The organism is Arenimonas composti TR7-09 = DSM 18010, assembly GCF_000426365.1.
GTDB classification, from domain to species: domain Bacteria; phylum Pseudomonadota; class Gammaproteobacteria; order Xanthomonadales; family Xanthomonadaceae; genus Arenimonas; species Arenimonas composti.
This window is the reverse complement of sequence record NZ_AUFF01000001.1, coordinates 617,090-640,963: the sequence shown is the minus strand read 5'-3', so window position 1 is coordinate 640,963 and position 23,874 is coordinate 617,090. Positions and strand designations below refer to the sequence as shown.

The following is a 23,874-nucleotide window of genomic DNA, read 5'->3' as shown; positions in this document are numbered from 1 at the left end:
GCGGCCGTGCAGGGAAGCGCCGGAACCCTCCGCCTGCTGACGCTGAACATGCACAAGGGCCGGGCGGCCTGGAACCGCCGGCACGTGCTGGCCGAGCTACGCGAGGCGGTGCGCAGCACCGGCGCCGACATCGTCTGCCTGCAGGAGGTGATCGGAGAATCCGCCGCCGCCTCGGGACCCGCCGAGGCGCGGCCGCATTACGAGTACCTCGCCGACGAGTTGTGGCCGCAGTACGCCTACGGCCGCAACGCGGTGCATCCTGCCGGCCATCACGGCAATGCGCTGCTGTCGCGCTGGCCGATCGTGCAGTGGCAGAACCACGATGTCTCGCAGCCCGACAGCGAGCCGCGTGGCCTGCTCCATTGCACCGTCGCCGTCGAGGCCGACTGGCCGCTGCACGTCGTCTGCGTCCACCTCGGGCTGCGCGAGGCACACCGGCGGGCGCAGGCGCGGCGACTGCTCGAGCTGTCGGCGGCGCTGCCGGCGTCGGAGCCTCTGCTGGTCGCCGGTGACTTCAATGACTGGCGGCGACGGCTCGATCCGATCCTGTGCACCGGGTTCGAGTCGGCGTTCGCCGGGGTCTGCGACGGCTGTCCGCGCACCTTTCCGGCGCGCCTGCCGCTGCTGCCGCTCGACCGCGTCTACCTGCGCGGCCTGCGCCTGCAGTCGGCCTGCGTGCTGTCGGCGCGGCCCTGGCCGCATCTCTCGGACCATTTGCCGCTGCTGATCGAGGCCGCACGATGAATGCCGAATGGCTGACGGGTCACCGCGTCTCCCTGCTCGAGAACGGCGAGGGCTTCTACCCGCGCGTGCAGGAACTCGTTGCCGCGGCGCGGGAGCGCATCTGCGTCGAGACCTTCATCCTCGCCGACGACGAGGTCGGCCGTGAGCTGCTGACGGCCCTGCGCGCGGCGGCCGCGCGCGGCGTGACGGTCGAGGTGCTGGTCGACGGCTTCGGCAGCGATGCCCTGCCGACGGCGCTCGTCGACGACTGCTGCAGCGCCGGCGTGACGATCCACATGTTCCAGCCGCGCCGGCGGATCTTCGGCGTGCGCACGAACGTGTTCCGGCGCCTGCACCGCAAGACGCTGGTGATCGACGGCCGTATCGCCGTGCTCGGCGGCATCAACTTCTGCCGCGACCACCTGCGCGCCAGCGGCGCGAAGTCGCTGCAGGACTACGCCGCCGAGGTCGAGGGTCCGGTCGTCGGTCGCGTGCAGGCACATTTCGACCGCGAATTCGGCCGCGCGCCGCGCCGGCCCTGGTGGCGGCGGTCGCCGGCGGCGCCGCTGCCGGCCGCCGCGGGCCGGGCGCGGGCCGCCTACCTGTACCGCGACAACGGCCAGCACCGCGCCGACATCGAGCGCGAATACCGGCGCGCGCTGCGCGCGGCGCGCGAGTCGGTGCTGCTCGCCAATGCCTATTTCTTCCCTGGTTACCGCCTGCTGCGCGAACTGCGCGACGCCGCCCGGCGCGGCGTGCAGGTCACGGTGATCGTGCAGGGCGACAACGCCGACGTGGCGATGGCGCCGGTCGCCGCGCGCTGGCTCTACGACTATCTGATCCCGGCCGGCGTACGCATCCGCGAATACACCGCGCGGGCGCTGCACGCGAAGGTCGCGGTGATCGACGGCCACTGGGCGACCGTCGGTTCAAGCAACCTGGATCCGCTGAGCCTGTCGCTGAACCTGGAGAACAACCTGTTCGTCGACGATCCGGCGTTCGCGGCCGAGCTCGCCACCCGTCTCGGCAAGCTGCTCGACGGCCAATGTTGCGAGATCGCCCGCGACGCGCTGCCGGCGCGGCCCTGGTGGTGGACGCCGTGGCGGGCGATCGTCTTCCACGTCCTCCGGCATTTCCCGAACTGGGCCGGGTGGCTGCCGGCGCACCGGGCCCGGGTGGAACCGGTCGGCGGCGATGCCTGAGGCGGCCGGGCGCTGGCGGCCGCGGCTCAGGCGCGCGTTCTGGCTCCTGTTCGCGCTGCTGGTGGCCGGCCTGCTCGCGCGGCTGGCGTGGCGCACCGACTGGCCGGCCGTGCTGGCCGCGGCGAAAACGCTGCCCGGGTGGAAGCTCGCGGCGGCGGTCGCGGTCGCCTTCCTCGGCCATGCCACCTACGGCCTGCTCGACCTCGTCGGACGCCGCCTCACCGGTCACGACCTGCCGCGGCTGCGCACCTGGCTGACGGCGACCAGCAGCTACGCGCTGAACCTGAATTTCGGCGGCCTGGTCGGCGGCGTCGGCATGCGCCTGCGCCTGTACGGCGCGCAGGGCCTCGACGGCGGCGACATCGCGCGGATCACCGCCGCCAGCATCGCCGGCAACTGGGGCGGGTATGCGCTGCTGCTCGCGAGCCTGCCGCTGTGGGCAGGGCCGAAGGTGCTGGCGCGCTGGCTGGGGCAGGGCGGGGCGATCGCCGCGTCGGCGACCGCGGCGGTGCTGGTGCTGCTGGCGGTCGTCGCCAGTGCGCGCCGCTGGCGCGGCCGCCCGCGTGGCCACACGCTGGCGCTACCGCCGCCGCGTGCGCTGCTGATGCTGCTCGGCGCCGCGCTCGGCAACTGGCTGCTGATGGCGGTGGCGCTGTGGCTGTGCCTGGACGGACGGGCCGACTACGCCACCGTGCTGGCGGTGCTGCTGGCCGGTGCGATCGCGGCAGCGGTGTCGCACGTCCCGGCCGGGCTGGGCGTGCTCGATGCGGTCGTGGTGGCCACGCTCGCCGGCGGCGGCGCCGGCCGCGAGGAACTGATTGCCGCGGTGCTGCTGTACCGCGCGGCCTATTACCTGGCGCCGCTGCTGCCGGCGCTGCCGGCGGCGATCTGGCTGTCGCGCCGGCGCTGAGCACAGATCATCCGGATCGCCGCCAGCTCCGGCGGTTTCACCAGATGGTGGTCGAAGCCGGATTCGCGGGTGCGGCGGCGGTCCTCGGGCTGCCCCCAGCCGGTCACCGCGACCAGCTGCCGGCCTTCGCCACCGGCCTGGGCGCGCAGGCGCCGGGCCAGGTCGTAACCGCTCAGACCGGGCATGCCGATGTCGAGGAAGACGATGTCGGGCTGCCAGTCGGCGACGAGGGCTTCGGCGGCGTGCGGGTCGTAGAGGCAGCGGCAGTCGTATCCGAGCATGCGCAGCAGGTCGGCGAGGGTGTCGGCGGCATCCTGGTTGTCGTCGAGCACCAGCACGCGCAGGTCGCCGGGATCCTCCTCCGCGGTCGCGGCGTCGCCGGACACCGTCGCGGCCGCGGCTTCCGCCAGCGGCAGGCGCACCCGGAACACGCTGCCGCGCCCCGGTCCGTCGCTGCCGACCTCGATGTCGCCGTCGTGCATGCGCACCAGGTGCCGCGCCAGGGTCAGGCCGATGCCGAGGCCGCCGCGGGCGCGGTCGACCGCGGTGTCGACCTGGGCGAACATCTCGAAGATCTCCTGCATCTGCGCCGCGGTCAGGCCGATGCCCTGGTCGCGCACCGCGACCGCCACATCCCGGTCGCCGGCCTCGATCTCGATCAGCACGGGCCGGCCGGAATCGGAATACTTCGCGGCATTGCCGAGCAGGTTCGCGAAGGCCTGCGCGAGGCGGTGCGGATCGGCGTGCAGCGGCAGCGGTGGGCCGGGCAGGGCGACCTGCAGCGGGTGGCCGCCGTTCTCGAGTACCGGCGCCGCCGTCTCGATAGCGGTACGCAGCACCGCCTGCAGCGTCGTCGGTTCGCGGCGCAGGTTGAGCTTGCCGCGGCTGATGCGGGCGACGTCGAGCAGGTCGTCGATCAGCCGCACCAGCAGATCGAGCTGGCGCTCCATCACCGGCTGCAGTGCATCGTCGCCGCCGTCGCGCAGGCGGCGGATCGCCAGCGCGTTGCGCAGCGGCGCCAGCGGGTTGCGCAGCTCGTGCGCCAGCGTCGCCAGGAATTCGTCCTTGCGCCGGTCCTGCTCGCGCAGCTGGGCCTCGGCCTGCAGGCGTTCGCCGACCTGGGTCTGCAGCTCGCGGTTGCGCTCGGCGAGCTCGGCGTTCTTGATCCGCAACGCGTCGTTGAGCGCCGCGAGTTCGCGCGCCTTCTCGGCCTGAAGCGACTGGTTCGCCGCCGCCAGCTGTTCGTTCGCCTGCTGCAGCGCCAGGCGCTGGCGGTGCAGCTCGCCGAGCACGACCACCTTGCTGCGCAGGATCTCGGGAATCACCGGCACGGTGACGTAATCGACCGCGCCGAGCTTGTAGCCGCGCATGCGGTCGAGGTCGGAGACGTTGACCGCGGTGACGAAGATGATCGGGGTCTGCTCGAAGCGCGGATGGTCGTGGATCAGGCTCGCGGTCTCGAAGCCGTCCATGCCCGGCATGTTGACGTCGAGCAGGATCACCGCGAACTCCTCCTCCATCAGCCGCTGCAGCGCCTCGGCCCCGGAGTGGGCGTCGACGAGGCGTTCGCCGAGCGGCTCCAGGATCGCGCGATAGGTCAGCAGCCGCGCCGGCTGGTCGTCGACAAGCAGGACGTTGACCGGCGCGTGCGCGCCGTCTTCCCCGATCCCGGTGTTCATGGCGCTCACCGGTGCAGCCACTGCCGCAGGACGCCGAGCAGCTGGTCGGTGACGACCGGCTTGGCGACGTAGTCGGAGGCGCCGGCCTCGAGGCATTTCTCGCGGTCGCCCTTCATCGCCTTCGCGGTCAGCGCGATGATCGGCAGCGCGCGCGAATCCGGACGTTCGCGGATCGCCCGGATCGTGTCGTAGCCGTCCATGCCCGGCATCATGATGTCCATCAGCACCGCGTCGATGCCCGGATCGGCGGCGACCTTCTCGATCGCCTCCTGGCCGGTGCCGGCGGTGAGCACGCCCATGCCGTGGCGCTCGAGCACGCTCGACAGGGCGAAGATGTTGCGCACGTCGTCGTCGACCACCAGCACGCGCTTGTCGCGCAGCGCCGCGTCGGACTCGTGCAGCGAAAGCACCATGCGCTGCTTGGCCGGCGGCAGGTCGGCGATCACCCGGTGCAGGAACAGCGAGGTCTCGTCGAGCAGGCGCTCCGGCGATTCGACCCCCTTGACCACCACCGCCTTGGCGGCGCGGCGCAGGCGCTGGCTTTCCTCGGCGCTGAGCTCCTTGCCGGTGAACACGACGATCGGCACATCGTGCAGCTCCGCCCGTGCCTGGATGCGATCGAGCAGGTCGAAGCCGCTCATGTCCGGAAGGCGCAGATCGAGCACGATGCAGTCGTAGGTGGCGTCGTCGAGGCGGGCGAGGGCATCGGCCCCGCTGCCGGCGGTGTCGATCGCGACGTCGTCGTGGCGCAGCAGTTCCTCGATGCCCAGGCGTTCGCCGGCGTCGTCCTCGACCACCAGCAGGCGCTTGGTGCGCGGCAGGGTGTAGCGGCGGATGCGTTCGAGGGCCGCCGACAGCAGGTCCGGGTTCGCCGGCTTGGCGAGGTAGGCGAAGGCGCCGCGCTCGATGCTCTGGTGGCGCTCCTCCTCGACGGTCAGCACCTGCACCGGGATGTGTCGGGTCGTGGCGTCCTGCTTCAGTCGCGCGAGCACGGTCCAGCCGAGCATGTCGGGCAGGAAGATGTCGAGGCTGATCGCCTGCGGCCCGTGTTCGCGCACGAGCCGCAGCGCCTCGGCGCCGGTGCCGGCGACCAGCACGCCGAAGCCCTGGGCGCGCGCGAGGTCGCGCAGCACCGCGGCGTAATGCGGGTCGTCCTCGACGACCAGCAGCGTCGGCGTGTCCGGCTCGAGGGCGTCGCGGTCGTCCTCCACGGCGATCCGCGGGATCGCGGCTTTTTCCGGGCTCGGTGAGTTCGCCACCCGGCGCGTCTGCCGCGGTGCGAAGCCGTCGCCGGAGCCGACGTAGGTCAGCGGCAGGTACAGCGTGAAGGTGCTGCCTTCACCGGGCACGCTGTGCAGCTTCAATTCGCCGCCGAGCAGGCCGGCGATCTCGCGGCTGATCGCCAGGCCGAGGCCGGTGCCGCCGTACTTGCGCGACGTGCCGGCGTCGGCCTGCTGGAAGGCTTCGAACACGATCTTCTGCTTGTCGGGCGAGATGCCGATGCCGGTGTCCGCGACCTCGAACGCGATCACTACCGGCGCGGCGTCGAGCACCGCGTGTCCCGGCGTCCAGCCCTCGCGGGCGGTGCGCGCGGCGAGGCGGACGCTGCCGCGCTCGGTGAACTTCATCGCGTTCGACAACAGGTTCTTCAGGATCTGCTGCAGGCGCTTCGGGTCGGTGTTGATCGCGCGGCCGAGATCCGGCGCGATCTCGACCGAGAAGTCGAGGTGGCGGCGCTCGGCATCGTGGCGGAAGCCGCGCTCGAGGTTCTGGCGGAGCAGGGCGAAGCTCAGGTCCTCGCTCTCGACGGTGACGGTGCCGGACTCGATCTTCGACAGGTCGAGGATGTCGCTGATCAGGTGCAGCAGGTCGGTGCCGGCGGCGTGGATGGTCTTCGCGAACTCGACCTGGCGCTCGCTGAGGTTGGTTTCCGGGTTCTCGGCGAGCTGCTGGCCGAGGATCAGGATCGAGTTCAGCGGCGTGCGCAGCTCGTGCGACATGTTCGCGAGGAACTCGGACTTGTAGCGCGAGGTGAGGGCGAGCTCGGCGGCCTTCTCCTCGAGCGCGTGCCGCGCCTGCTCGATCTCCTGGTTCTTGCGCTCGACCTCCGACTTCTGCTCGGCCAGCAGCTGCGCCTTGAGCGCGATTTCCTCGTTGGTCTGCTGCAGCTCGCGCTGCTGCGACTGCAGTTCGCCGGCCAGCTGCTGCGACTGCGCGAGCAGGCGCTCGGTGCGCATCGTCGACTCGATGGTGTTGAGGACGATGCCGATCGAGCCCGAGAGCTGCTGCAGGAACGCCCGCTGCGACGGGGTGAACTCGTCCAGCGTCGCCAGCTCCAGCACCGCCTTCACCTGGTCCTCGAACAGCACCGGCAGCACGATCACGCTGCTCGGCGGCGCCGAGATCAGGCCGGACGAGATGCGGATGCCGTCGACCGGCACGCCGTCGACGAGGATCGTGCGCGCCTGCGCGGCGCACTGGCCGATCAGGCCCTCGCCGAAGGCGACCGAGTGCGCCTCGGCGTCGGCGACGCGGTGGTCGGCGTAGCCGGCGAGCTGGCGCAGGCGGTGGCGGCCGTGTTCCTCGTCGCGCTCGACGGTGTAGAGCACGCCCTGTTGCGCGTTCACCAGCGGCGCGAGTTCCGAGAGCAGCATCTGCCCGAGCGTGATCAGGTCGCGCTGGCCCTGCATCATTCCCGAGAACTTCGCCAGGTTGGTCTTCAGCCAGTCCTGCTCGCGGCTCGTCTCGGTCGTCGCGCGCAGGGTGCCGATCATCAGGTTGATGTTGTCCTTCAGGTCCGCGAGTTCGCCGCGCACGTCGACCTGGATGGAGCGGGTGAGGTTGCCCTGGGTCACCGCGGTGGCGACGTCGGCGATCGCGCGCACCTGCACGGTGAGGTTCTCGGCGAGCTGGTTGACGTTCGCGGTGAGGTCCTTCCAGATGCCGGCGGTGCCGGGCACGTTGGCCTGGCCGCCGAGCCGGCCCTCGACGCCGACCTCGCGCGCGACCGTGGTCACCTGGTCGGCGAAGATCGCCAGCGTGTCGGTCATCGAGTTGATGGTCTCGGCCAGCGCGGCGATCTCGCCCTTGGCCTCGACGGTCAGCTTCTGGTGCAGGTCGCCCATCGCGACCGCGGTGACGACCTTGGCGATGCCGCGCACCTGCGCGGTGAGGTTGGTCGCCATCGAATTGACGTTGTCGGTGAGGTCCTTCCAGGTGCCGGCGACGCCGGGCACCTGCGCCTGGCCGCCTAGCTTGCCCTCGGTGCCGACCTCGCGCGCGACGCGCGTGACTTCCGAGGCGAAGCCGTTGAGCTGGTCGACCATCGTGTTGATCGTGGACTTGAGCTGCAGGATCTCGCCCTGCGCGTCCACCGCGATCTTGCGGCTGAGGTCGCCCTTGGCGACGGCGGTCGCGACCTCGGCGATGTTGCGCACCTGCGAGGTGAGGTTCGACGCCATCGAGTTGACGTTGTCGGTGAGGTCCTTCCACGTGCCGGCGACGCCGGGCACCTGCGCCTGGCCGCCGAGCTTGCCCTCGGTGCCGACCTCGCGCGCGACGCGCGTCACTTCCGAGGCGAACGAGTTGAGCTGGTCGACCATCGTGTTGATGGTGTCCTTCAGCTCGAGGATCTCGCCCTTGACGTCGACGCCGATCTTGCGGCTGAGGTCGCCGCGCGCCACCGCCGTCGTCACCTCGGCGATGTTGCGCACCTGCGCGGTGAGGTTCGACGCCATCGAATTGACGTTGTCGGTGAGGTCCTTCCACGTGCCGGCGACGCCGGGCACCTGCGCCTGGCCGCCGAGCTTGCCCTCGGTGCCGACCTCGCGGGCCACGCGCGTCACCTCCGACGCGAAGCCGTTGAGCTGGTCGACCAGCATGTTGATCGTGTCCTTCAGCGCCAGGATCTCGCCGCGCACGTCGACGGTGATCTTGCGGCTGAGGTCGCCCTTCGCGATGGCCGTCGTGACGTCGGCGATGTTGCGCACCTGCGAGGTCAGGTTGGACGCCATCGCGTTCACCGACTCGGTCAGGTCCTTCCACGTGCCGGCGACGCCCGGCACGACTGCCTGGCCGCCGAGCTTGCCTTCGGTGCCGACCTCGCGGGCGACGCGCGTGACCTCCGCCGCGAAGCCGTTGAGCTGGTCGACCATCGTGTTGATGGTGTTCTTCAGTTCCAGGATCTCGCCACGCACGTCGACGGTGATCTTGCGGCTCAGGTCGCCCTTGGCGACCGCGGTGGTGACCTCGGCGATGTTGCGGACCTGGGCGGTGAGGTTGGTCGCCATCGAGTTCACGTGGTCGGTCAGGTCCTTCCACGTGCCGGCGACGCCGGGGACCTGTGCCTGGCCGCCGAGCTTGCCCTCGGTGCCGACCTCGCGCGCCACGCGCGTCACTTCCGCCGCGAAGCCGTTGAGCTGGTCCACCATCGTGTTGACGGTGTCCTTGACCTCGAGGATCTCGCCACGCACGTCGACGGTGATCTTGCGGCTCAGGTCGCCCTTGGCGACCGCGGTGGTGACCTCGGCGATGTTGCGCACCTGCGAGGTGAGGTTGGACGCCATCGCATTGACGGAGTCGGTGAGGTCCTTCCAGGTGCCGGCGACGCCCGGCACGATCGCCTGGCCGCCGAGCTTGCCCTCGGTGCCGACCTCGCGCGCCACGCGGGTCACTTCCGAGGCGAAGCCGCGCAGCTGGTCGACCATCGTGTTGATGGCTTCCTTCAGCTGCAGGATCTCGCCGCGCACGTCGACGGTGATCTTGCGGCTGAGGTCGCCGTTGGCCACCGCGATCGTCACCTCGGAAATGTTGCGGACCTGGGCGGTGAGGTTCGACGCCATCTGGTTGACGGAGTCGGTGAGGTCCTTCCAGACGCCGGACACGCCCTTGACCTGGGCCTGGCCGCCGAGGCGCCCGGCGGTACCGACCTCGAGCGCGACGCGGGTGACTTCCGAGCTGAACTCGGTCATCTGCTCGAGCATGCCGTTGATGACCATCGCCGCCCGCAGGAACTCGCCGCGCAACGGCCGGCCGTCGGTGTCCAGCGGCACCGTCTTGCTGAGGTCGCCCTTGGCGACTGCGGCCATCGCCTGGGTCATCGTCTCGATCGGGCGGGCCATGTCGCGGATCAGGCCGTTGACCGAAGCTTCCATCTCGGCCCACTGACCCTGGCGGTTCGCCGGCATCACGCGCTGGCGGGTTTCGCCTTCGCCGCCGACCTTGTGGCCGACCCGCGCCAGATCCTCGGCGAGCCGGCGATTGGCGCTGGTGATCTCGTTGAAGGTGTCGGCGAGCTTGCCGTACAGGCCTTCCCAGTGCGCCGGCAGTTGCACGCTGAAGTCGCCGTCGCGCACCGCGATCATCGCCGCGAGCAGCGCCTGCAGTTGCTCGCGTTCGCCGGGCGGCGGCGGCGGCGGCGAGCCGGCGGCGGGTGAGGGCGTCGCGACGGCGCCCGTGCGCCGGGAACGCGGGACGGTGGGAGTGGACACACGGCACCTCGGCGGTCGGAGGCCCGCTCCCCGGGCCGTCCGGCGAACGCTAGCTTCAGGAAGGTCTAGGGGGTGTGAGCGGTTTCGGGTGCAGCGGCGTTGTCCCGTAGACGATTCTCGTGTGGATAGCGGCGGCGCAGCGGTTGGGGCCCGGCTGGGCTTCAGGCCAGCAGGGCGGCCGTTCGAAGTCCAGCATGCCGGCCGGTTACCGGCCCGATCGTTCAATGGGAATGCGCATAATGTATATCCCCCGTTGCGTTCAGTTTGCCGGAAATCCTTTCGGCAGAAGGCGAAGAAGCGCAGTCAGCAGGGGGCGCGGCCGCCTCCTGCGTCCCCGCGCCGATACCCGCTCCGGGAAGCACGGTCGGCGCGCTCCCAGCGCGAGCAAGAGCGGGCCATCCTTGGCCCATAACCGCCGGGGGCTCCACCCCCGGCACCCCGGCCGCCGGCACCCCACGCCGCCGCCTGAAGGCGTCTGTCGTGTCGATGCCGTCCGCCGGGAATCCTGACGAGCGCTTCCGTGCGAGGTGGGACCACCCGCATTCCGCATTGCGCTTGGCGATGCTCTCGCGGCAAGCCGCGATGCCTTCCTCGATTTCCTCCTGGGCACCGGCTGCTGCGAGGCGGTCGGCGAGTGGCGCACCTTTGCGCTCGAGTTCTTTCCGCAGCCGCTTGGCGGCGTCCCGCATTTGGAGGTAGGTCCCGAGCAGGGTTCGAATCTGGGCCACTGGCATGCCGGGCCGAATCTGCGCGAGCCAGTTCACGGCTGCACCCCCGAAAACTCCGGCGATTGACCCCGTTTGCGCAACAATGCCCCACAGGACTTCACCCCGTGATTACTAGACGGGGCTCGACGCATAGAACACTGGGGCAGGATCGACACCCCCGCTGGGTGGGGGGCAGGGAGTTCCTCGAGGGGACTTTGCGGATTCGACACCCCCTCTGGAGGGGGGGGCTCTGCCGCTGCGGGGACGGGCGGCGCCGCCAGCGTTGCACTGGCGTCCGGGGACGGTAGCAGGCCCGCGCGCTGCCTCGCAAGTACGCGCCGGAACTCATCGGCCATGCGGCAGGTCAGGGACCACCACGTGAGGTGGTCCGGCCGGAACGCATGGCCCTCCGGGGTCCACAGCGTCGGCCCGTCGAGGCGGAAACCTGCCCACGCCGGGTGGCCCAGGTCGAAGCCGCGCAGCACCCGCAGGAGCTTGTAGGCGGCATAAGGGACCCGGGACCGGCCCGATTCCCAGTTATGTACGGTGCGCTCGGTGACATGAAGAAGTTTCGCCGTCGCCGGCACCGACAGGCACGCCGTCAGGCGGGCCGTCTGGAACCGATCGGCTGTCACGGCGCGGCTTCTGGGCCGCTTTCCGGCCTTGCCGGCACGGGCCGGCTTAGCCTTCGTAGTGCGCATAATGTATATTATGTAACGCGCGAGGTAGCCGACACAGGCGCCGGCTACCCGCTCCCCTCAATGCGCCAGCAGCACCGGAATCCGCGTGTGCGTCAGCACATGCCGCGTGGTGCCGCCGAAGGCCCACTCCCGCAGTCGCGAACGGCCGTAGCCGCCCATGACCAGCAGGTCAGCACCGAGCTCGTCCGCCTGCCGGAGCAGCGTGGCGCCCGGCTCGCCGGTCGCCGGATCCAGGCGCACCCGGGCCTCGACCCCGTGCCGGCGCAGGTGCCGCGCCAGCGCGTCGCCGCCGGTGTCGTCGTCCTTGCCGGCAAGGACGATGTCGACGCTCTCCGCCTGTTCCAGCAGCGGAAGCGCGTCGTGGACGGCGCGCGCGGCGTTGGCGCCCGCCTGCCAGCCGATCACGATGCGGGCCGGGAGGCCGCCGGCGTGGCCGCGCGGAACGACCAGCACAGGTCGACCGGCCCCGGTCAGCAGCGAGGCGATCTCATCGTGGACTTCGAAGCCGAGCGTGTCCGGGCGATCGAGCCCGACCACCGCGATGTCGGCGTAGCGCGCGCAGGCCGCCGCCGTCTGTCCCGGGGTGCCGAGGATGTCCTCGACCAGCTTGACCTCGCCGGCCACCCCGGAGTCCGCGAGCACGCTCGTCCAGCTGTCGCGATCGGCGATCGCGTCGCGCTGCACCTGTTCGTACATCGCCACGTAGGCGGCGGCCGCAAAGGCGCCGAGGGAGCCGTCGGGAATGGTGCTCAGGCGCGGCTGCACCAGCACGCTCACCCGGCCGTCGCTGCCGGCCAGGTGGCAGGCGTAGGCGAAGGCGGCGGCATCGTCGCCCTGGCGGGTGGTGGCCACGAGGATGTCGGGGTACATGGCGTGCTCCTTCAGTGGGCTGCGCCCTACGATCGCGCCGCGGCGGGTCTTCGGCGTTGATCCACGTCAATCCGTGCCCCGGCCCGGCCCGGCGCGTTCGGGCGACAATACCGGCCTGACCGTAGCGGAACGACGATGGACTCCCCCTTCCCCACCTGCCCCGACCGCCGCCGCTTCGTGCTCGGCCTGGCTGCCGGCGGCGCCCTGGCGGGTGCCTGGCCGCGGCGCAGCTGGGCGCTGCGCGATCCTTCCGGCCCGGTGGTGCTGGCCGGCACGCGCTTCGACCTCGCGATCGGCGAGACGCCGGTCGACTTCACCGGCCGGGCACGCACCGCGATCACCGTCAACGGCTCGCTGCCGGCACCGCTGCTGCGCTGGCGCGAGGGCGACACGGTGACGCTGCGCGTACGCAACGCGCTGCCATCCGCCAGCGCGTTCGGTGACCTCACCTCGATCCACTGGCACGGCCTGCTGCTGCCGGCGAACATGGATGGCGTGCCGGGCCTGAGCTTCGCCGGCATCCGCCGCGGCGAGAGCTACTACTACCGGTTCCAGGTCCGCCAGTCGGGCACCTACTGGTACCACAGCCACTCCGCCTTCCAGGAACAGTCCGGGCTCTACGGGCCGATCATCATCGACCCGGCCGGTCCGGACCCGCACGCGGTCGACCGCGACTACGTGCTGATGTTCAGCGACTGGACCGACCTCGACAGCGCCGCGCTCTACCGCCGCCTGAAACAGATGCCGGCCTACGACAACCACGCCCGCCTGACCGTCGGCGATTTCCTCGCCGATGCCGGCCGTGACGGCGTCGCGGCGACGGCGCGCGACCGCCTGGCCTGGGCGCGGATGCGGATGACGCCCACCGACCTGTCCGACGTCGACGCCAACACCTATACCTACCTGCTCAACGGCACCACCTCGCTCGGCAACTGGACCGGCCTGTTCCGCCACGGCGAGAAGCTGCGGCTGCGCCTGATCAATGGTTCGGCGATGACCCATTTCGACGTGCGCATCCCGGGCCTGAAGCTGACGGTGGTCGCCGCCGACGGCCAGCCCGTGCACCCCGTCACCGTCGACGAGCTGCGCATCGCCACTGCCGAGACCTTCGACGTCATCGTCGAGCCGCGCGGGCAGGACGCGTTCACGATCTTCGCCCAGGACCTCGGGCGCACCGGTTTCGTCGCCGGCACCCTGGCGCTGCGCGAGGGTTTGCGCGCGCCGGTGCCGCCGCTCGACCCGCGGCCGCGGCTGACGATGGCCGACATGGGCCATGGCCATGGCGAGCACGGCAAGGCGGCGGAAGGCGGCTGCGGCGCGGCGATGGGCGAAGGCGGCTGCGGCGCGGCGATGCACGCTGGCCACGGCGCCGCTCCGTCCGACGCCGCCACCATCACGCATCCGCCCGGCGAAGCGCGCAGCCCCTTCGTCGACATGCAGGTCGCCACCGCGTCGCCACGCCTCGACGACCCCGGCATCGGCCTGCGCGACAACGGCCGCAGGGTGCTGAGCTATTCGATGCTGCGCAGCAGCTTCCCCGACCCCGACGGCCGCGACCCCGGGCGCGAGATCGAACTGCACCTGACCGGGCACATGGAACGCTTCGCCTGGGGCGTCGACGGGCAGCATTTCGCCGACGCCGCGCCGCTGCGCCTGCGCTACGGCGAACGCGTGCGCATCACCCTCGTCAACGACACGATGATGACCCACCCGATCCACCTGCACGGCATGTGGAGCGACCTCGAGGACGAACGCGGCGAATTCCTCGTCCGCAAGCACACCGTCGACATGCCGCCGGGCACCCGCCGCAGCTATCGCGTGCGTGCCGACGCGCTCGGCCACTGGGCCTGGCACTGCCACCTGCTCTACCACATGGAAGCGGGAATGATGCGCGTCGTGCAGGTGCACGAATGAGCCGCCCTGCCCTCGCCCTGCTGCTCGCCTGGGTCGCTGCGCCGGCGCTGGCGCAACACGATCACGACGCCCATGCCGGCCACCGGCAGCACGCGGACGATGCGCCGCGAACGCAGGCGGCGGAACGCACCGATCACGCGGCCCACGCCGGGCACGCCGCGCATGCCACCGCGCCTGCTGTACCGGTGCCGCCGCCCACCGATGCCGACCGCGCCGCCGCGGTGCCGCCGGGCGGCATCGACCTGCATGCGATGCACGGCGCCCACGCCCACCACTTCGTGCTGTTCGATCGGCTGGAGGCGCTGCGAGGCGACGGCGACACCGGCGTCGGCTGGGACATCTCGGCCTGGTACGGCGGCGACCTGCACCGGCTGTGGCTGCGCGGCGAAGGCGTACGCGAGGACGGCGCCACCGCCGCGCAGACGGAGCTGCTGTACGGGCATCCGCTGACGCCGTGGTGGGACCTGCTCGCCGGTGTCCGCGTCGACCACGGCGACGGCGCGGACCGCGCCTGGGCCGCGCTCGGTGTGCAGGGGCTGGCGCCGTATCGCTTCGAGGTGGAGGCGACTGCCTGGGTCGACCGCCACGGCCATGTCGAAGCCGGGGTCGAGGTCGAACGCGAAACCCTGCTGAGCCAGCGGCTGATCCTGCAGTCGTCGCTCGAGGCGCGCGTCGCGCTGCGCGACGATCCTGCGCGCCAGGTCGAAGCCGGCCCGGTCGCGCTGGAAGCCGGTCTGCGCCTGCGCTGGGAGATCGACCGCCGCTTCGCGCCCTACGTCGGCGTGAGCCACGAACGCGCGCTCGGCGGCAGCGCCGACCGACGCCGCGCTGCCGGCGACGATGTGCGCCACACGCGCGTGGTGGCCGGGGTCCGCTTCTGGTTCTGAGGCATCAGTCGCCGTCGCGGAACGACCAGAACTGCGGCCGTGCGGCGACCAGGCCGCGCCCTTCGGGCGCCAGCGCCGAAACGCCGTCGGTGGCGACCGCCAGCACGCCCTCTCCCACGGTCCACGTCGCGGCCTCGGCCGCTTCGGCGGCGGTGGCCAGCGCGGTCCAGCGCCGCGCACGGCCGGGCAGCAGGCCCTCGCCACTGCGCTTGCCGCGGGCTTCCTTCAAGGTCCACAGGCGGTAGAACGCGGCCTCGCGCTCGTCGCCCGCGAGGCCGGAAAGCCACTCGCGTTCCGGCGGCGAGAAGGTGAAGCGGGCGACGCCGTCGAGGTCGCGGCGGGACTTCGGGAATTCCAGGTCGATGCCGATCGGATCGGCCGCGTAGGCGCAGGCGAGGCACTCGCCGCTGTGGCTCAGCGACAGGTAACCGAGCAGCTGGCCATCGATCGCGATGCGCGGCCGCCCGGCGGCGTCGATCGTGAAGGCGAGCCGCTCCGGCGCCTCGCGCAGGACCTCGGCGGCGAGTTCGCGGGCGAACCAGTGGCCCGCCAGGTATTGCGCGCGCCGCAGCGGCAGCGTCATCGCCGCCACTCGCGCGCGTTCGCTGTCGACCAGCCAACCTTCCCCGCGGCCGGCGGCTGCTTCGGCCAGCGGCGCCAGCGTCGCGATGGCAAGTCGCACGGGCTGCTCAGCCACGCGCGGCTCCGTGCTCGTTCCGAATGATCGTGATGGCGGTGAAGGCTTTCGGGTTCGGCATCCGGCTCGACCTGGCAGTCGCCCTGCCGGCGATGATGGTGGCGGCGGCCGGAAAAACAAAAGCCCGGCGTTCGCCGGGCTTTCGTGAACTCGCGGCGCCGCGTGGCGTCCCCACGGGGATTCGAACCCCGGTCGCTACCGTGAAAGGGTAATGTCCTAGGCCTCTAGACGATGGGGACTTGGACGCAGCGAGTTTGAATCGGTGGTGGAGCTAATCGGGATCGAACCGATGACCTCTACAATGCCATTGTAGCGCTCTCCCAGCTGAGCTATAGCCCCACCGAAGGAAGAAGCGGAAGTTTAGTGATCGACTTCCGGGTCGTCAAGCACAGACGACAACTTCGTTGTCCTCGCTGGGCTCGACCGCGGTGATTGTATGCGGGCCATGCCCCTCGCCGTCCAGATATTCCAGCCACTTGTTGAGGAAAGCGTTCATGCGCAGGCGATGGTTGAGCATCGCCTTGATGCTCGGGTGTACCCCCAGCACGTCCTGCCAGTGGCGGCCGACGTAGCAGTGCGTGACCTCGGCCTGGCGGGCATCGCGATAGAGCCGCACATAGGCCGAGGGATCCGGCTGGCCGGTGGCGTCGTCGAGCATGCGGTAGCTCAGGCGCAATTCCACCGTATAGGGATGCTGGGCGAGCACGTCGACCAGCAGCTCGAGGCCGCCGGGCACGCGCGACACGTAACGACCCTCCGGCAGCCCCTGCGGCTGGAACATCCGGCTCAGGCGGCTGAAGTTCTCGGCGTAGGTCTCCATCAGCCAGGTGAAGCGGCTGAAACGGGGCGCCGGGTTGCGGGTGGTTCCTGCAGTCATGGGCCGACTCTAGCAGCCCTTTCCCGCACGGAATCAGAACATGCTGCGGCGGATGCCCTTGTGCGCCAGCACCTTGCTGGCGATCTCCTCGATCGAGGTATGGGTCGTGCTGAGCACCGGGATGTTCTCCTGCCGGAACATCGTCTCGGCGGCGGCGACCTCGCGCCGGCACAGCTCCATCGTCGCGTAGCGCGAGTTCGGCTTGCGCTCCTGGCGGATCTGCTGCAGCCGCTGCGGATCGATGGTCAGGCCGAACAGCTTGCCGCGGTGCGCGCGCAGGCGCGGCGGCAGGCCCGAGCCTTCGAGGTCCTCTTCGGTCAGCGGGTAGTTCGCGGCCTTCACGCCGTAATGCAGGGCGAGATACAGGCAGGTCGGCGTCTTGCCTGAGCGCGACACCCCGACCAGGATCACGTCGGCATCGTCGTAGTGGATGTCGATGCCGTCGTCGTGGGTCAGCGCGTAGTTCGTCGCATTGATGCGCTGCTCGTACGCGGCGAAGTCGACCATGCCATGGGCGTGGCCGACCGCGCTCTCGCGGCGGACGCCGAGTTCCTGCTCGAGCGGGGCGATGAACGGCGCGAACAGGTCGAGCATCAGCGCCCCGCTCTCGGCCAGCAGCGCATTGAGGTCCGGGTCGACGACCGTGTTCACGACGATCGGCCGGCAACCGGCACGTTCGCCGGTGGCGCGGATCTCGGCCACCGCGGCCTCGGCCTTCTCGACGCTGTCGACGAAGGGGATGCGGCGGGGATCGAAACTGACGCCGTTGAACTGCGTCAGCAGACTGTGGCCGATCGTCTCGGCGGTGATGCCGGTGCCATCCGATACGTAGAAAATGGGCCTGGCGTCGGCCATGTGCGCTCCCCGGTCCGTTGCGGCGTCGTATCATACGCAGCGATCCCTTCCCCCGGGCAGCCCGCCCCGCCGCGACTCGCGGGGCCGCCCTCGCCCATCCCGCACGGAGACCGCCTTTGAACGCCGATGTCCTTTGGCTGCACGAACTTCGCCTGACCGACCTGGCCCAGGTCGGCGGCAAGAATTCCTCGCTCGGCGAGATGATCGGCAATCTCGCCCAGCTCGGCGTCTCGGTGCCCGGCGGTTTCGCGACCACGGCCGAGGCCTTCCGCCGCTTCGTCGCCCACAACGACCTCGGCAACCGCATCTTCGCGAAGCTCGAAACCCTGGATGTCGAGGATGTCGACGCGCTGGTCAAGGCCGGCGCCGAGATCCGCGGCTGGGTCATGGATGCGCCGCTGCAGCCGGAACTCGACACGGCGATCCGCGAGGCCTACGCGAAGCTGTGCGCGGAGGCCGGTGGCGAGGTCTCGGTGGCCGTGCGTTCGTCGGCGACCGCCGAGGACCTGCCGGACGCCAGCTTCGCCGGCCAGCAGGAGACCTTCCTCAACGTCACCGGCGCCGACGACGTCGTGCGCAAGGTCAAGGAAGTCTTCGCCAGCCTCTACAACGACCGCGCGATCGCCTATCGCGTGCACCACGGCTTCAAGCACGAGGACGTGTTTCTGTCCGCCGGCATCCAGCTGATGGTGCGCTCGGACATCGGCGCCTCCGGCGTGCTGTTCACCCTCGACACCGAATCGGGTTTCCGCGACGTCGTGTTCGTCACCGCCAGCTACGGCCTCGGCGAGATGGTCGTGCAGGGCGCGGTGAATCCCGACGAGTTCTACGTCTACAAGCCGACGCTCGCGAAGCACCGCCCGGCGGTGCTGCGGCGCAACCTCGGTTCCAAGCAGATCCGCATGGTCTATTCCGACGTGCCCGGCGAGCGGGTGCGTACCGAGGACGTGCCGGCGGAACTGCGCAGCTGCTTCTCGATCAGCGATGCCGATGTCGAGGAACTGGCGCGCCAGGCCCTCGTCATCGAGAAGCACTACGGCCGGCCGATGGACATCGAATGGGGCAAGGACGGCGCCACCGGCAAGCTCTACATCCTGCAGGCGCGCCCGGAGACGGTGAAGTCGCGTGCGCGGCAGACCCGGATCGAGCGCTACAGCCTGCAGCAGCGTGGCGAGGTGCTGAGCCAGGGCCGCGCGATCGGCCAGAAGATCGGCAGCGGCACCGCGCGCGTCGTGCGCAACCTCGCCGAGATGGGCAAGTTCCAGCCCGGCGACGTGCTGGTCGCCGACATGACCGACCCCGACTGGGAGCCGATCATGAAGCGCGCCGCGGCGATCGTGACCAACCGCGGCGGCCGCACCTGCCACGCGGCGATCATCGCCCGCGAGCTCGGGGTGCCGGCCGTCGTCGGCACCGGTGACGCGATGCAGTCGATCCGCGACGGCCAGAAGGTCACCGTGAGCTGCGCCGAAGGCGACACCGGCTTCATCTACGAAGGCGAGCTCGGCTTCGAGGTCACCACCACCGACCTCGGCAACATGCCGCCGGCGCCGCTGAAGATCATGATGAACGTCGGCAACCCGGAGCGCGCGTTCGACTTCGCGCAGCTGCCGCACCAGGGCATCGGCCTGGCGCGCCTCGAGTTCATCATCGCCCGCCAGATCGGCGTGCATCCGCGTGCCCTGCTCGAGTACGAGCGGCAGTCGCCGGAGCTGAAGAAGCAGATCGACCAGATCACCGCCGGCTACAGCGATCCGGTGTCGTTCTACGTCGAGCGCCTCGCCGAGGGCATCGCGACCCTGACCGCGGCCTTCGCGCCGCATCCGGTCATCGTGCGCCTGTCGGACTTCAAGTCCAACGAATACGCCAACCTCGTCGGCGGCAAGGAGTACGAGCCGCACGAGGAAAACCCGATGATCGGTTTCCGCGGCGCCTCGCGCTACGTGCACCCGGACTTCAAGGACTGCTTCGCCCTGGAATGCCGCGCGGTGCGCAAGGTCCGCGACGAAATGGGCCTGACCAACTGCTGGATCATGATCCCGTTCGTGCGCACGCTCGAGGAAGGCCAGGCGGTGATCAACACGCTCGAGGCCAATGGCCTGGTGCGCGGCGTCAACGGCCTGAAGGTCATCATGATGTGCGAGGTGCCGAGCAACGCCCTGCTCGCCGACGAGTTCCTGGAGATCTTCGACGGCTTCTCGATCGGCTCCAACGACCTGACCCAGCTCACCCTCGGTCTGGACCGAGATTCCGGCATCGTCGCCCACCTGTTCGACGAGCGGAATCCGGCGGTCAAGAAGATGCTGTCGATGGCGATCTCGGCCGCGCGCGCCAAGGGCAAGTACGTCGGCATCTGCGGCCAGGGCCCGTCGGACCATCCGGACCTGGCCGAATGGCTGTTCCAGCAGGGCATCGAGTCGGTGTCGCTGAATCCCGACACGGTCGTCGACACCTGGCTGCGGCTGGCGCGCCTCAAGGCGAGCTGAGGCCGGGCCGCCGATGTTCGACACCCTGCTGGCGTCCGTCCGCGCCGCCGACCTGCTGACCGCGGAACGCTGGACCGAATGGCTGCTGCGGGTCGGCGTCGCGCTGGCGATCGCCGGCGGCGGCTGGTGGTTGTCCAAGCGGCTTGCCGGCGCGCTGGTGCGGCTGCTCGAACGCCTCGCGGTCGAGCCGATCCTGCGCGGCTTCCTCGCCGGCCTGGCGAACGCGATCGGCCTGGTCGTCGTCCTGGTCGCGGCGCTCGACGCGCTCGGCGTGCCGACGACCTCGCTGCTGGCGGTGCTCGGCGCCGCCGGCCTGGCGATCGGCCTGGCGCTGAAGGACTCGCTGTCGAACATCGCCTCGGGGGTGATGCTGATCGTGCTGCGTCCGTTCCGTGCCGGCGACGCGGTATCGATCGCCGGCCAGGAAGGCACCGTCGAGCACGTGCGCATCTTCCAGACCCGGCTGCGCACCGCCCAGGGTCACGAGCTGATCCTGCCCAACAGCCAGATCACCACCGCGCCGATCGTGAACTACACGGCGCGGCCGCAGCGGCGCATCGACATCGCCCTGAACATCGGCTACGACCAGGACCTCGGCCGCGTGCGCAGCCTGCTGCTGGCGATCGCCGGCGACGAGCCGCGGGTGCTGGCGACGCCCGCGTCGGACGTCACCGTCGGCGCCCTCGGCGAGGCGGCGGTCACGGTGAACCTCTACGCGTGGGTGGCGACGCCCGACCACGGGGCGGCGCGCAGCGCGCTGCTCCAGGCCATTCGCGACACCTTCGACCGCGAGCACATCCCCCTCGCCCTCCCGCGCCGCGAAGTCGCCGTCCTGGCGCCGGTGGCGCCGAACGATTGACCGGCGATCCGGCATCCGGCGCGATGGTCACCGCCGACCCACGCCGCGAACCCATCAGCCGCAGACCCGATTCCTGCCGGAGTGTTTGGCGTCGTAGAGGCGGTGATCGGCTTCGTTGACGAGGCGCTCGTGGTGCGCCTGGTCGATGCGGGTGGCGAGGCCGATGCTGGCGGTGATCCTCAGGCCCGGGGCGAAGTCGCTGCAGTCGATCGCCTCGATCGCGGCGCGCAGTGCCTCGGCCTGGCGACGCGCGGCGTCGAGGTCGGTGTCGGGGAACAGCAGCGCGAACTCCTCGCCACCCCAGCGCGCGACCCGTTCGTCGCCGCGCCAGCGGCCGACGAGGGCGGCGCCGACCGACTCGCGCATCGTCGCCGCGACCCGGCGCAGGGCCTCGTCGCCGACGTCGTGCGAGAAGCCGTCGTTGATGCGCTTGAAATGGTCGATGTCGAGCAGGCCGAAGCTGAGCGGGCGGTCGGCGAGCAGCGATTCCTCGAACGCCTTCGCCAGCGTCAGTTCCATGCTGCGCCGGTTCGGCAGGCCGGTCAGCGCGTCGGTGCGCGAGAGCTGCTCGAAGATCTCGCTCTGCTGGCGGATCGTCTCGTTCTTCTGCTCGAGTTCGGTGTTCTTCTCGCTGAGGGCGCGCGTGCGCTCGTCGACGATCCGGCTGAGCTGCGCCTCGCGGGTCGTCAGCTGGCGCACGCGCAGGCGGTAGAAGCCGTACAGCAGCACGATCGAGCCGCCGATCGCCGCCGGCAGGAACCACGGCTGCTGCCAGAACTCCGGCTGGATCTCGAAGTTGACCGTCGCCGTCTCCGGGCTCCAGCCACTGCCGCGCTGGGCGGCGCTGACCTGGAAGCGGTAGCGGCCCGGCGGCAGGTTCGTGTATTGGGCGTTGCGGCGCGTGCTGCGCTCGACCCAGCCGTTGTCGAAGCCTTCGAGCCGGTAGCGGTAGCGGATCTGTTCCGGCGTGCGGTAGCTGAGGCTGACGTAGTCGAGCTCGAGCTTGCGCGTGCCCGGCGGCAGCACGATCACGCCGTTGGCGCTGGTGCTCTGGTCGTCGACGCGCAGGCCCTCGATGACCACCGGCGGCGGTGCCAGCTGGTAGCGCGCCAGTTCGTCCGGCTGCACGACGGCGACGCCACGCGCGGTCGCGACCCAGATGCTGCCGTCGGCGGCGCGCAGCGCGGCAGGACCGGCGCCGCCGTTGCACTGGGCGCTGCCCATGCCGTCGGCTTCGGCGAACTGCTGGTAATCCAGTCGCGGCTGGCGGCCGTCGGCGACCGCTTCCATGTCCTGCCGGCGCACGTAGACCACGCCCGCGTTCGAACTCAGCCAGAAGTTGCCGTAACTGTCCGCGACGATCTGGAAGATCGTGTCCACCGGCAGCCCGTGCACCGCGCCGACGATGCGGCGCTCGTCGCCGCGCAGACGGATGACGCCGCGGTCGGTCGCGAACCACAGGGTGCCGTCTTCATCCTCGTGCATGCCGAAGACGTCCTGGGCCTGCTCGAGGTCGTTGAAGTCGAAGGCTTCGACCTCGCCGCCGCGGATGCGCGCGGCACCGTTGGTGGTGCCGACCCAGATGTCGCCGTCGCGGGCCTCGAACAGGCTCAGTACGAAGTTGCGCGGCAGGCCGTCGGCTTCCAGCAGGATGCGGTCGCCGTCGGCATCGCGTCGCATCAGGCCACGCGAGGTGCCGGCCCAGAGGGCGCCGTCGCCGGCGCGCAGCACCGCCCGGACCTGGTTGGACGGGAGGATGCCGCCGGCGCTGTCGAGGCGCTCGCTCACCGCGCCGCCGCGCAGGCGCACGAGCCCCGTGGAATAGGTGCCGACCCAGAGGCCCTCGTCGTCGCGGGCCAGGCTCAGGATGGCGTCGCCGGACAGCGCCGGGTGCGGGCTCACCTGCTCGTCCTGCCAACGGTCGAGGCCGCGGCTGGTGCCGATCCAGATCGCCCCGTCGGCGTCCTCGAGCAGCGCCCGCACGTAGTCGTCGGACAGGCCGTGGTGGCTGTCGATCGTGATGAACGGGGTATCGGCGAAGCGCATCAGGCCGGCATTGGTACCGACCCACAGGCTGCCCTCGCGATCGGCGAACAGCGAGGCGACGCGGTTGTTCGGCAGGCCGGTGGCGGCGTCGAAGAATTCCAGGCCGCGCTCGCCGTAGCGCATCAGGCCGCGGTTCACCGTGCCGATCCACAGGCTGCCCTCGGCGTCGACCTGCAGGCTCGGGATCGCCTCCTTCGGGAAGCCGGGCATCAGCGGTGCGAAGCGGCCGCCGCGGCCGACGTAGACGCCGCGTTCGGTGCCGACATAGAGGTCGCCGTTCTCGTCGATCGCGAGGCTGAACGCCGAGCCTTCCGGAAGCCCGGCGGTCGTCGAGAAGGCCTGCACGCGATCGCCCTCGATGCGGGCGACGCCGCCGCCGGTGGCGACCCAGATCGCGCCGGCACCGTCTTCGATCAGCGCGAAGGTGTCGTTCGAAGGCAGGCCCTGGCCGGTGCGGAAATGGGTGGCGACGCCGTCGGCCAGGCGGGTGACGCCACGGCTCTCGGTCGCCGCCCACAGCCGGCCGGCGTGGTCCTCGATCGCCACGGACAGCTCGTCCTGGCCGAGCCCGTCGGCGGTCCCCACGTGGCTCCACTGCTCGCCGCGCAGCACGCTGATGCCGCCGCGCGAGGTCGCCACCACCAGTGCCCCGGACGGCGACACCCGCACCGAGCGGATGCCGTTGTCGCGGATCTCGGGCACGTTCTGGCGGCCGAAACTGCGGAATTCCTGGCCGTTGTAGCGGACCACGCCTTCCCAGGTCGCGAACCACAGATAGCCCTCGCGGGTCTGGGCGATGCTGTTGACCTGGTTGTGCGGCAGGCCGTCGCGGGTCGTCCAGATCTCGCGGGAATAGGTCGACAGCGCCTTCTGCTGCAGCGCCGCCGCGGGCAGCGCCAGTGCCAGCAGCAGCGCCGCCAGTGCCGCGCGGCGGATCGGGCCGGCGACGGCGGTGAGCAGGCGCCGCATCGT

At 70.7% G+C, this 23,874-nt stretch carries 16 protein-coding genes and 2 tRNA genes; 8 read left to right on the top strand and 10 right to left on the bottom strand.

Annotation, left to right across the window (positions count from 1 at the left end):
• Positions 1-6 precede the first annotated feature (6 nt).
• From K311_RS0102925 to K311_RS15005, 3 genes are read left to right on the top strand one after another with little or no spacing between them, the layout of a single operon-like run.
• Positions 7-744, top strand: coding sequence for an endonuclease/exonuclease/phosphatase family protein (locus tag K311_RS0102925; RefSeq protein ID WP_026816075.1), 738 nt, complete (start codon positions 7-9; stop codon positions 742-744).
• Entirely contained in the window at positions 741-1,925 is a 1,185-nt protein-coding gene (gene clsB, locus K311_RS0102920) for a cardiolipin synthase ClsB (RefSeq protein WP_026816074.1), read from the top strand. The genes K311_RS0102925 and clsB overlap by 4 nt, the downstream gene beginning before the upstream one ends.
• On the top strand, positions 1,918-2,835 hold the full coding sequence (locus K311_RS15005) for a lysylphosphatidylglycerol synthase domain-containing protein (protein ID WP_051239411.1): 918 nt from the start codon (positions 1,918-1,920) through the stop codon (positions 2,833-2,835). The genes clsB and K311_RS15005 overlap by 8 nt, the downstream gene beginning before the upstream one ends.
• On the opposite strand, the gene K311_RS15000 is transcribed toward K311_RS15005, so the two are convergent.
• The gene (locus tag K311_RS15000; protein ID WP_051239410.1) at positions 2,775-4,514 is read right to left on the bottom strand and encodes a response regulator; all 1,740 of its coding nucleotides are present in this window, start codon (positions 4,512-4,514) and stop codon (positions 2,775-2,777) included. The two genes, K311_RS15005 and K311_RS15000, sit on opposite strands and share 61 nt — an antisense overlap.
• Before the next feature lie 5 nt (positions 4,515-4,519).
• Positions 4,520-10,003: a HAMP domain-containing protein gene (locus tag K311_RS0102905; protein ID WP_211223620.1), complete on the bottom strand. Its 5,484-nt coding sequence runs from the start codon at positions 10,001-10,003 to the stop codon at positions 4,520-4,522.
• Between the two features lie 527 nt (positions 10,004-10,530).
• Here K311_RS0102905 and K311_RS18675 point away from each other — a divergent pair.
• Positions 10,531-10,797 (top strand): hypothetical protein, encoded by a 267-nt coding sequence (locus K311_RS18675; protein WP_169515858.1) that lies wholly within the window; start codon positions 10,531-10,533, stop codon positions 10,795-10,797.
• On the opposite strand, the gene K311_RS18960 is transcribed toward K311_RS18675, so the two are convergent.
• Together K311_RS18960 and K311_RS14990 are read right to left on the bottom strand one after the other, a co-directional pair.
• Positions 10,764-11,411 carry a VC1465 family Xer recombination activation factor gene (locus tag K311_RS18960; RefSeq protein ID WP_043798449.1) on the bottom strand — a complete coding sequence of 216 codons (648 nt, stop codon included), beginning with the start codon at positions 11,409-11,411 and terminating at the stop codon, positions 10,764-10,766. The genes K311_RS18675 and K311_RS18960 overlap by 34 nt on opposite strands.
• Before the next feature lie 57 nt (positions 11,412-11,468).
• Positions 11,469-12,281, bottom strand: a complete 813-nt coding sequence (locus K311_RS14990) for a universal stress protein (RefSeq protein WP_051239408.1) — start codon at positions 12,279-12,281, stop codon at positions 11,469-11,471.
• Positions 12,282-12,416: 135 nt separating this feature from the next.
• On the opposite strand from K311_RS14990, the gene K311_RS0102890 reads away from it, so the two are divergent.
• Together K311_RS0102890 and K311_RS0102885 are read left to right on the top strand one after the other, a co-directional pair.
• A complete protein-coding gene (locus K311_RS0102890; RefSeq protein ID WP_026816072.1) occupies positions 12,417-14,195 on the top strand; it encodes a copper resistance system multicopper oxidase in 1,779 nt (592 codons plus the stop codon).
• Positions 14,192-15,082, top strand: coding sequence for a copper resistance protein B (locus K311_RS0102885; RefSeq protein ID WP_026816071.1), 891 nt, complete (start codon positions 14,192-14,194; stop codon positions 15,080-15,082). Before K311_RS0102890 ends, K311_RS0102885 begins: the two co-directional genes overlap by 4 nt.
• 4 nt (positions 15,083-15,086) lie before the next feature.
• Here the strand turns inward: K311_RS0102885 and K311_RS17405 are convergent, their stop codons facing one another.
• The 5 genes from K311_RS17405 to ppsR all read right to left on the bottom strand — a co-directional run bounded on the left by K311_RS17405 (position 15,087) and on the right by ppsR (position 17,511).
• Positions 15,087-15,779, bottom strand: a complete 693-nt coding sequence (locus K311_RS17405) for a 4'-phosphopantetheinyl transferase family protein (RefSeq protein ID WP_051239407.1) — start codon at positions 15,777-15,779, stop codon at positions 15,087-15,089.
• Between the two features lie 163 nt (positions 15,780-15,942).
• Positions 15,943-16,018, bottom strand: a tRNA-Glu gene (locus tag K311_RS0102875).
• A 24-nt stretch (positions 16,019-16,042) separates the two neighbouring features.
• Positions 16,043-16,118 (bottom strand) — tRNA-Ala (locus K311_RS0102870).
• A gap of 43 nt (positions 16,119-16,161) precedes the next feature.
• Positions 16,162-16,656 (bottom strand): DUF1249 domain-containing protein, encoded by a 495-nt coding sequence (locus tag K311_RS14980; protein ID WP_051239406.1) that lies wholly within the window; start codon positions 16,654-16,656, stop codon positions 16,162-16,164.
• A gap of 33 nt (positions 16,657-16,689) precedes the next feature.
• The gene (gene ppsR, locus K311_RS0102860) at positions 16,690-17,511 is read right to left on the bottom strand and encodes a posphoenolpyruvate synthetase regulatory kinase/phosphorylase PpsR (RefSeq protein WP_026816070.1); all 822 of its coding nucleotides are present in this window, start codon (positions 17,509-17,511) and stop codon (positions 16,690-16,692) included.
• A gap of 116 nt (positions 17,512-17,627) precedes the next feature.
• Between ppsR and ppsA the strand changes: the two genes are divergently transcribed.
• Positions 17,628-19,997 (top strand): phosphoenolpyruvate synthase, encoded by a 2,370-nt coding sequence (ppsA, locus tag K311_RS0102855; protein WP_026816069.1) that lies wholly within the window; start codon positions 17,628-17,630, stop codon positions 19,995-19,997.
• A 13-nt stretch (positions 19,998-20,010) separates the two neighbouring features.
• Positions 20,011-20,856, top strand: coding sequence for a mechanosensitive ion channel family protein (locus tag K311_RS14975; RefSeq protein WP_051239405.1), 846 nt, complete (start codon positions 20,011-20,013; stop codon positions 20,854-20,856).
• Positions 20,857-20,910: 54 nt separating this feature from the next.
• Here the strand turns inward: K311_RS14975 and K311_RS0102845 are convergent, their stop codons facing one another.
• Positions 20,911-23,871, bottom strand: coding sequence for a ligand-binding sensor domain-containing diguanylate cyclase (locus tag K311_RS0102845; protein WP_051239404.1), 2,961 nt, complete (start codon positions 23,869-23,871; stop codon positions 20,911-20,913).
• Between the last annotated feature and the right edge of the window lie 3 nt (positions 23,872-23,874).

Excerpts from the sequence above, each read along its gene's own strand:
- K311_RS15005 (WP_051239411.1), top strand. The coding sequence starts at position 1,918 with ATGCCTGAGGCGGCCGGGCGCTGGCGGCCGCGGCTCAGGCGCGCGTTC.
- K311_RS0102890 (WP_026816072.1), top strand. The coding sequence starts at position 12,417 with ATGGACTCCCCCTTCCCCACCTGCCCCGACCGCCGCCGCTTCGTGCTC.
- K311_RS14990 (WP_051239408.1), bottom strand. The coding sequence starts at position 12,281 with ATGTACCCCGACATCCTCGTGGCCACCACCCGCCAGGGCGACGATGCC.
- K311_RS0102845 (WP_051239404.1), bottom strand. The coding sequence starts at position 23,871 with ATGCGGCGCCTGCTCACCGCCGTCGCCGGCCCGATCCGCCGCGCGGCA.
- K311_RS14975 (WP_051239405.1), top strand. The coding sequence starts at position 20,011 with ATGTTCGACACCCTGCTGGCGTCCGTCCGCGCCGCCGACCTGCTGACC.
- K311_RS14980 (WP_051239406.1), bottom strand. The coding sequence starts at position 16,656 with ATGACTGCAGGAACCACCCGCAACCCGGCGCCCCGTTTCAGCCGCTTC.
- K311_RS18960 (WP_043798449.1), bottom strand. The coding sequence starts at position 11,411 with ATGCGCACTACGAAGGCTAAGCCGGCCCGTGCCGGCAAGGCCGGAAAG.
- K311_RS15000 (WP_051239410.1), bottom strand. The coding sequence starts at position 4,514 with ATGAACACCGGGATCGGGGAAGACGGCGCGCACGCGCCGGTCAACGTC.
- clsB (WP_026816074.1), top strand. The coding sequence starts at position 741 with ATGAATGCCGAATGGCTGACGGGTCACCGCGTCTCCCTGCTCGAGAAC.
- K311_RS0102885 (WP_026816071.1), top strand. The coding sequence starts at position 14,192 with ATGAGCCGCCCTGCCCTCGCCCTGCTGCTCGCCTGGGTCGCTGCGCCG.
- ppsR (WP_026816070.1), bottom strand. The coding sequence starts at position 17,511 with ATGGCCGACGCCAGGCCCATTTTCTACGTATCGGATGGCACCGGCATC.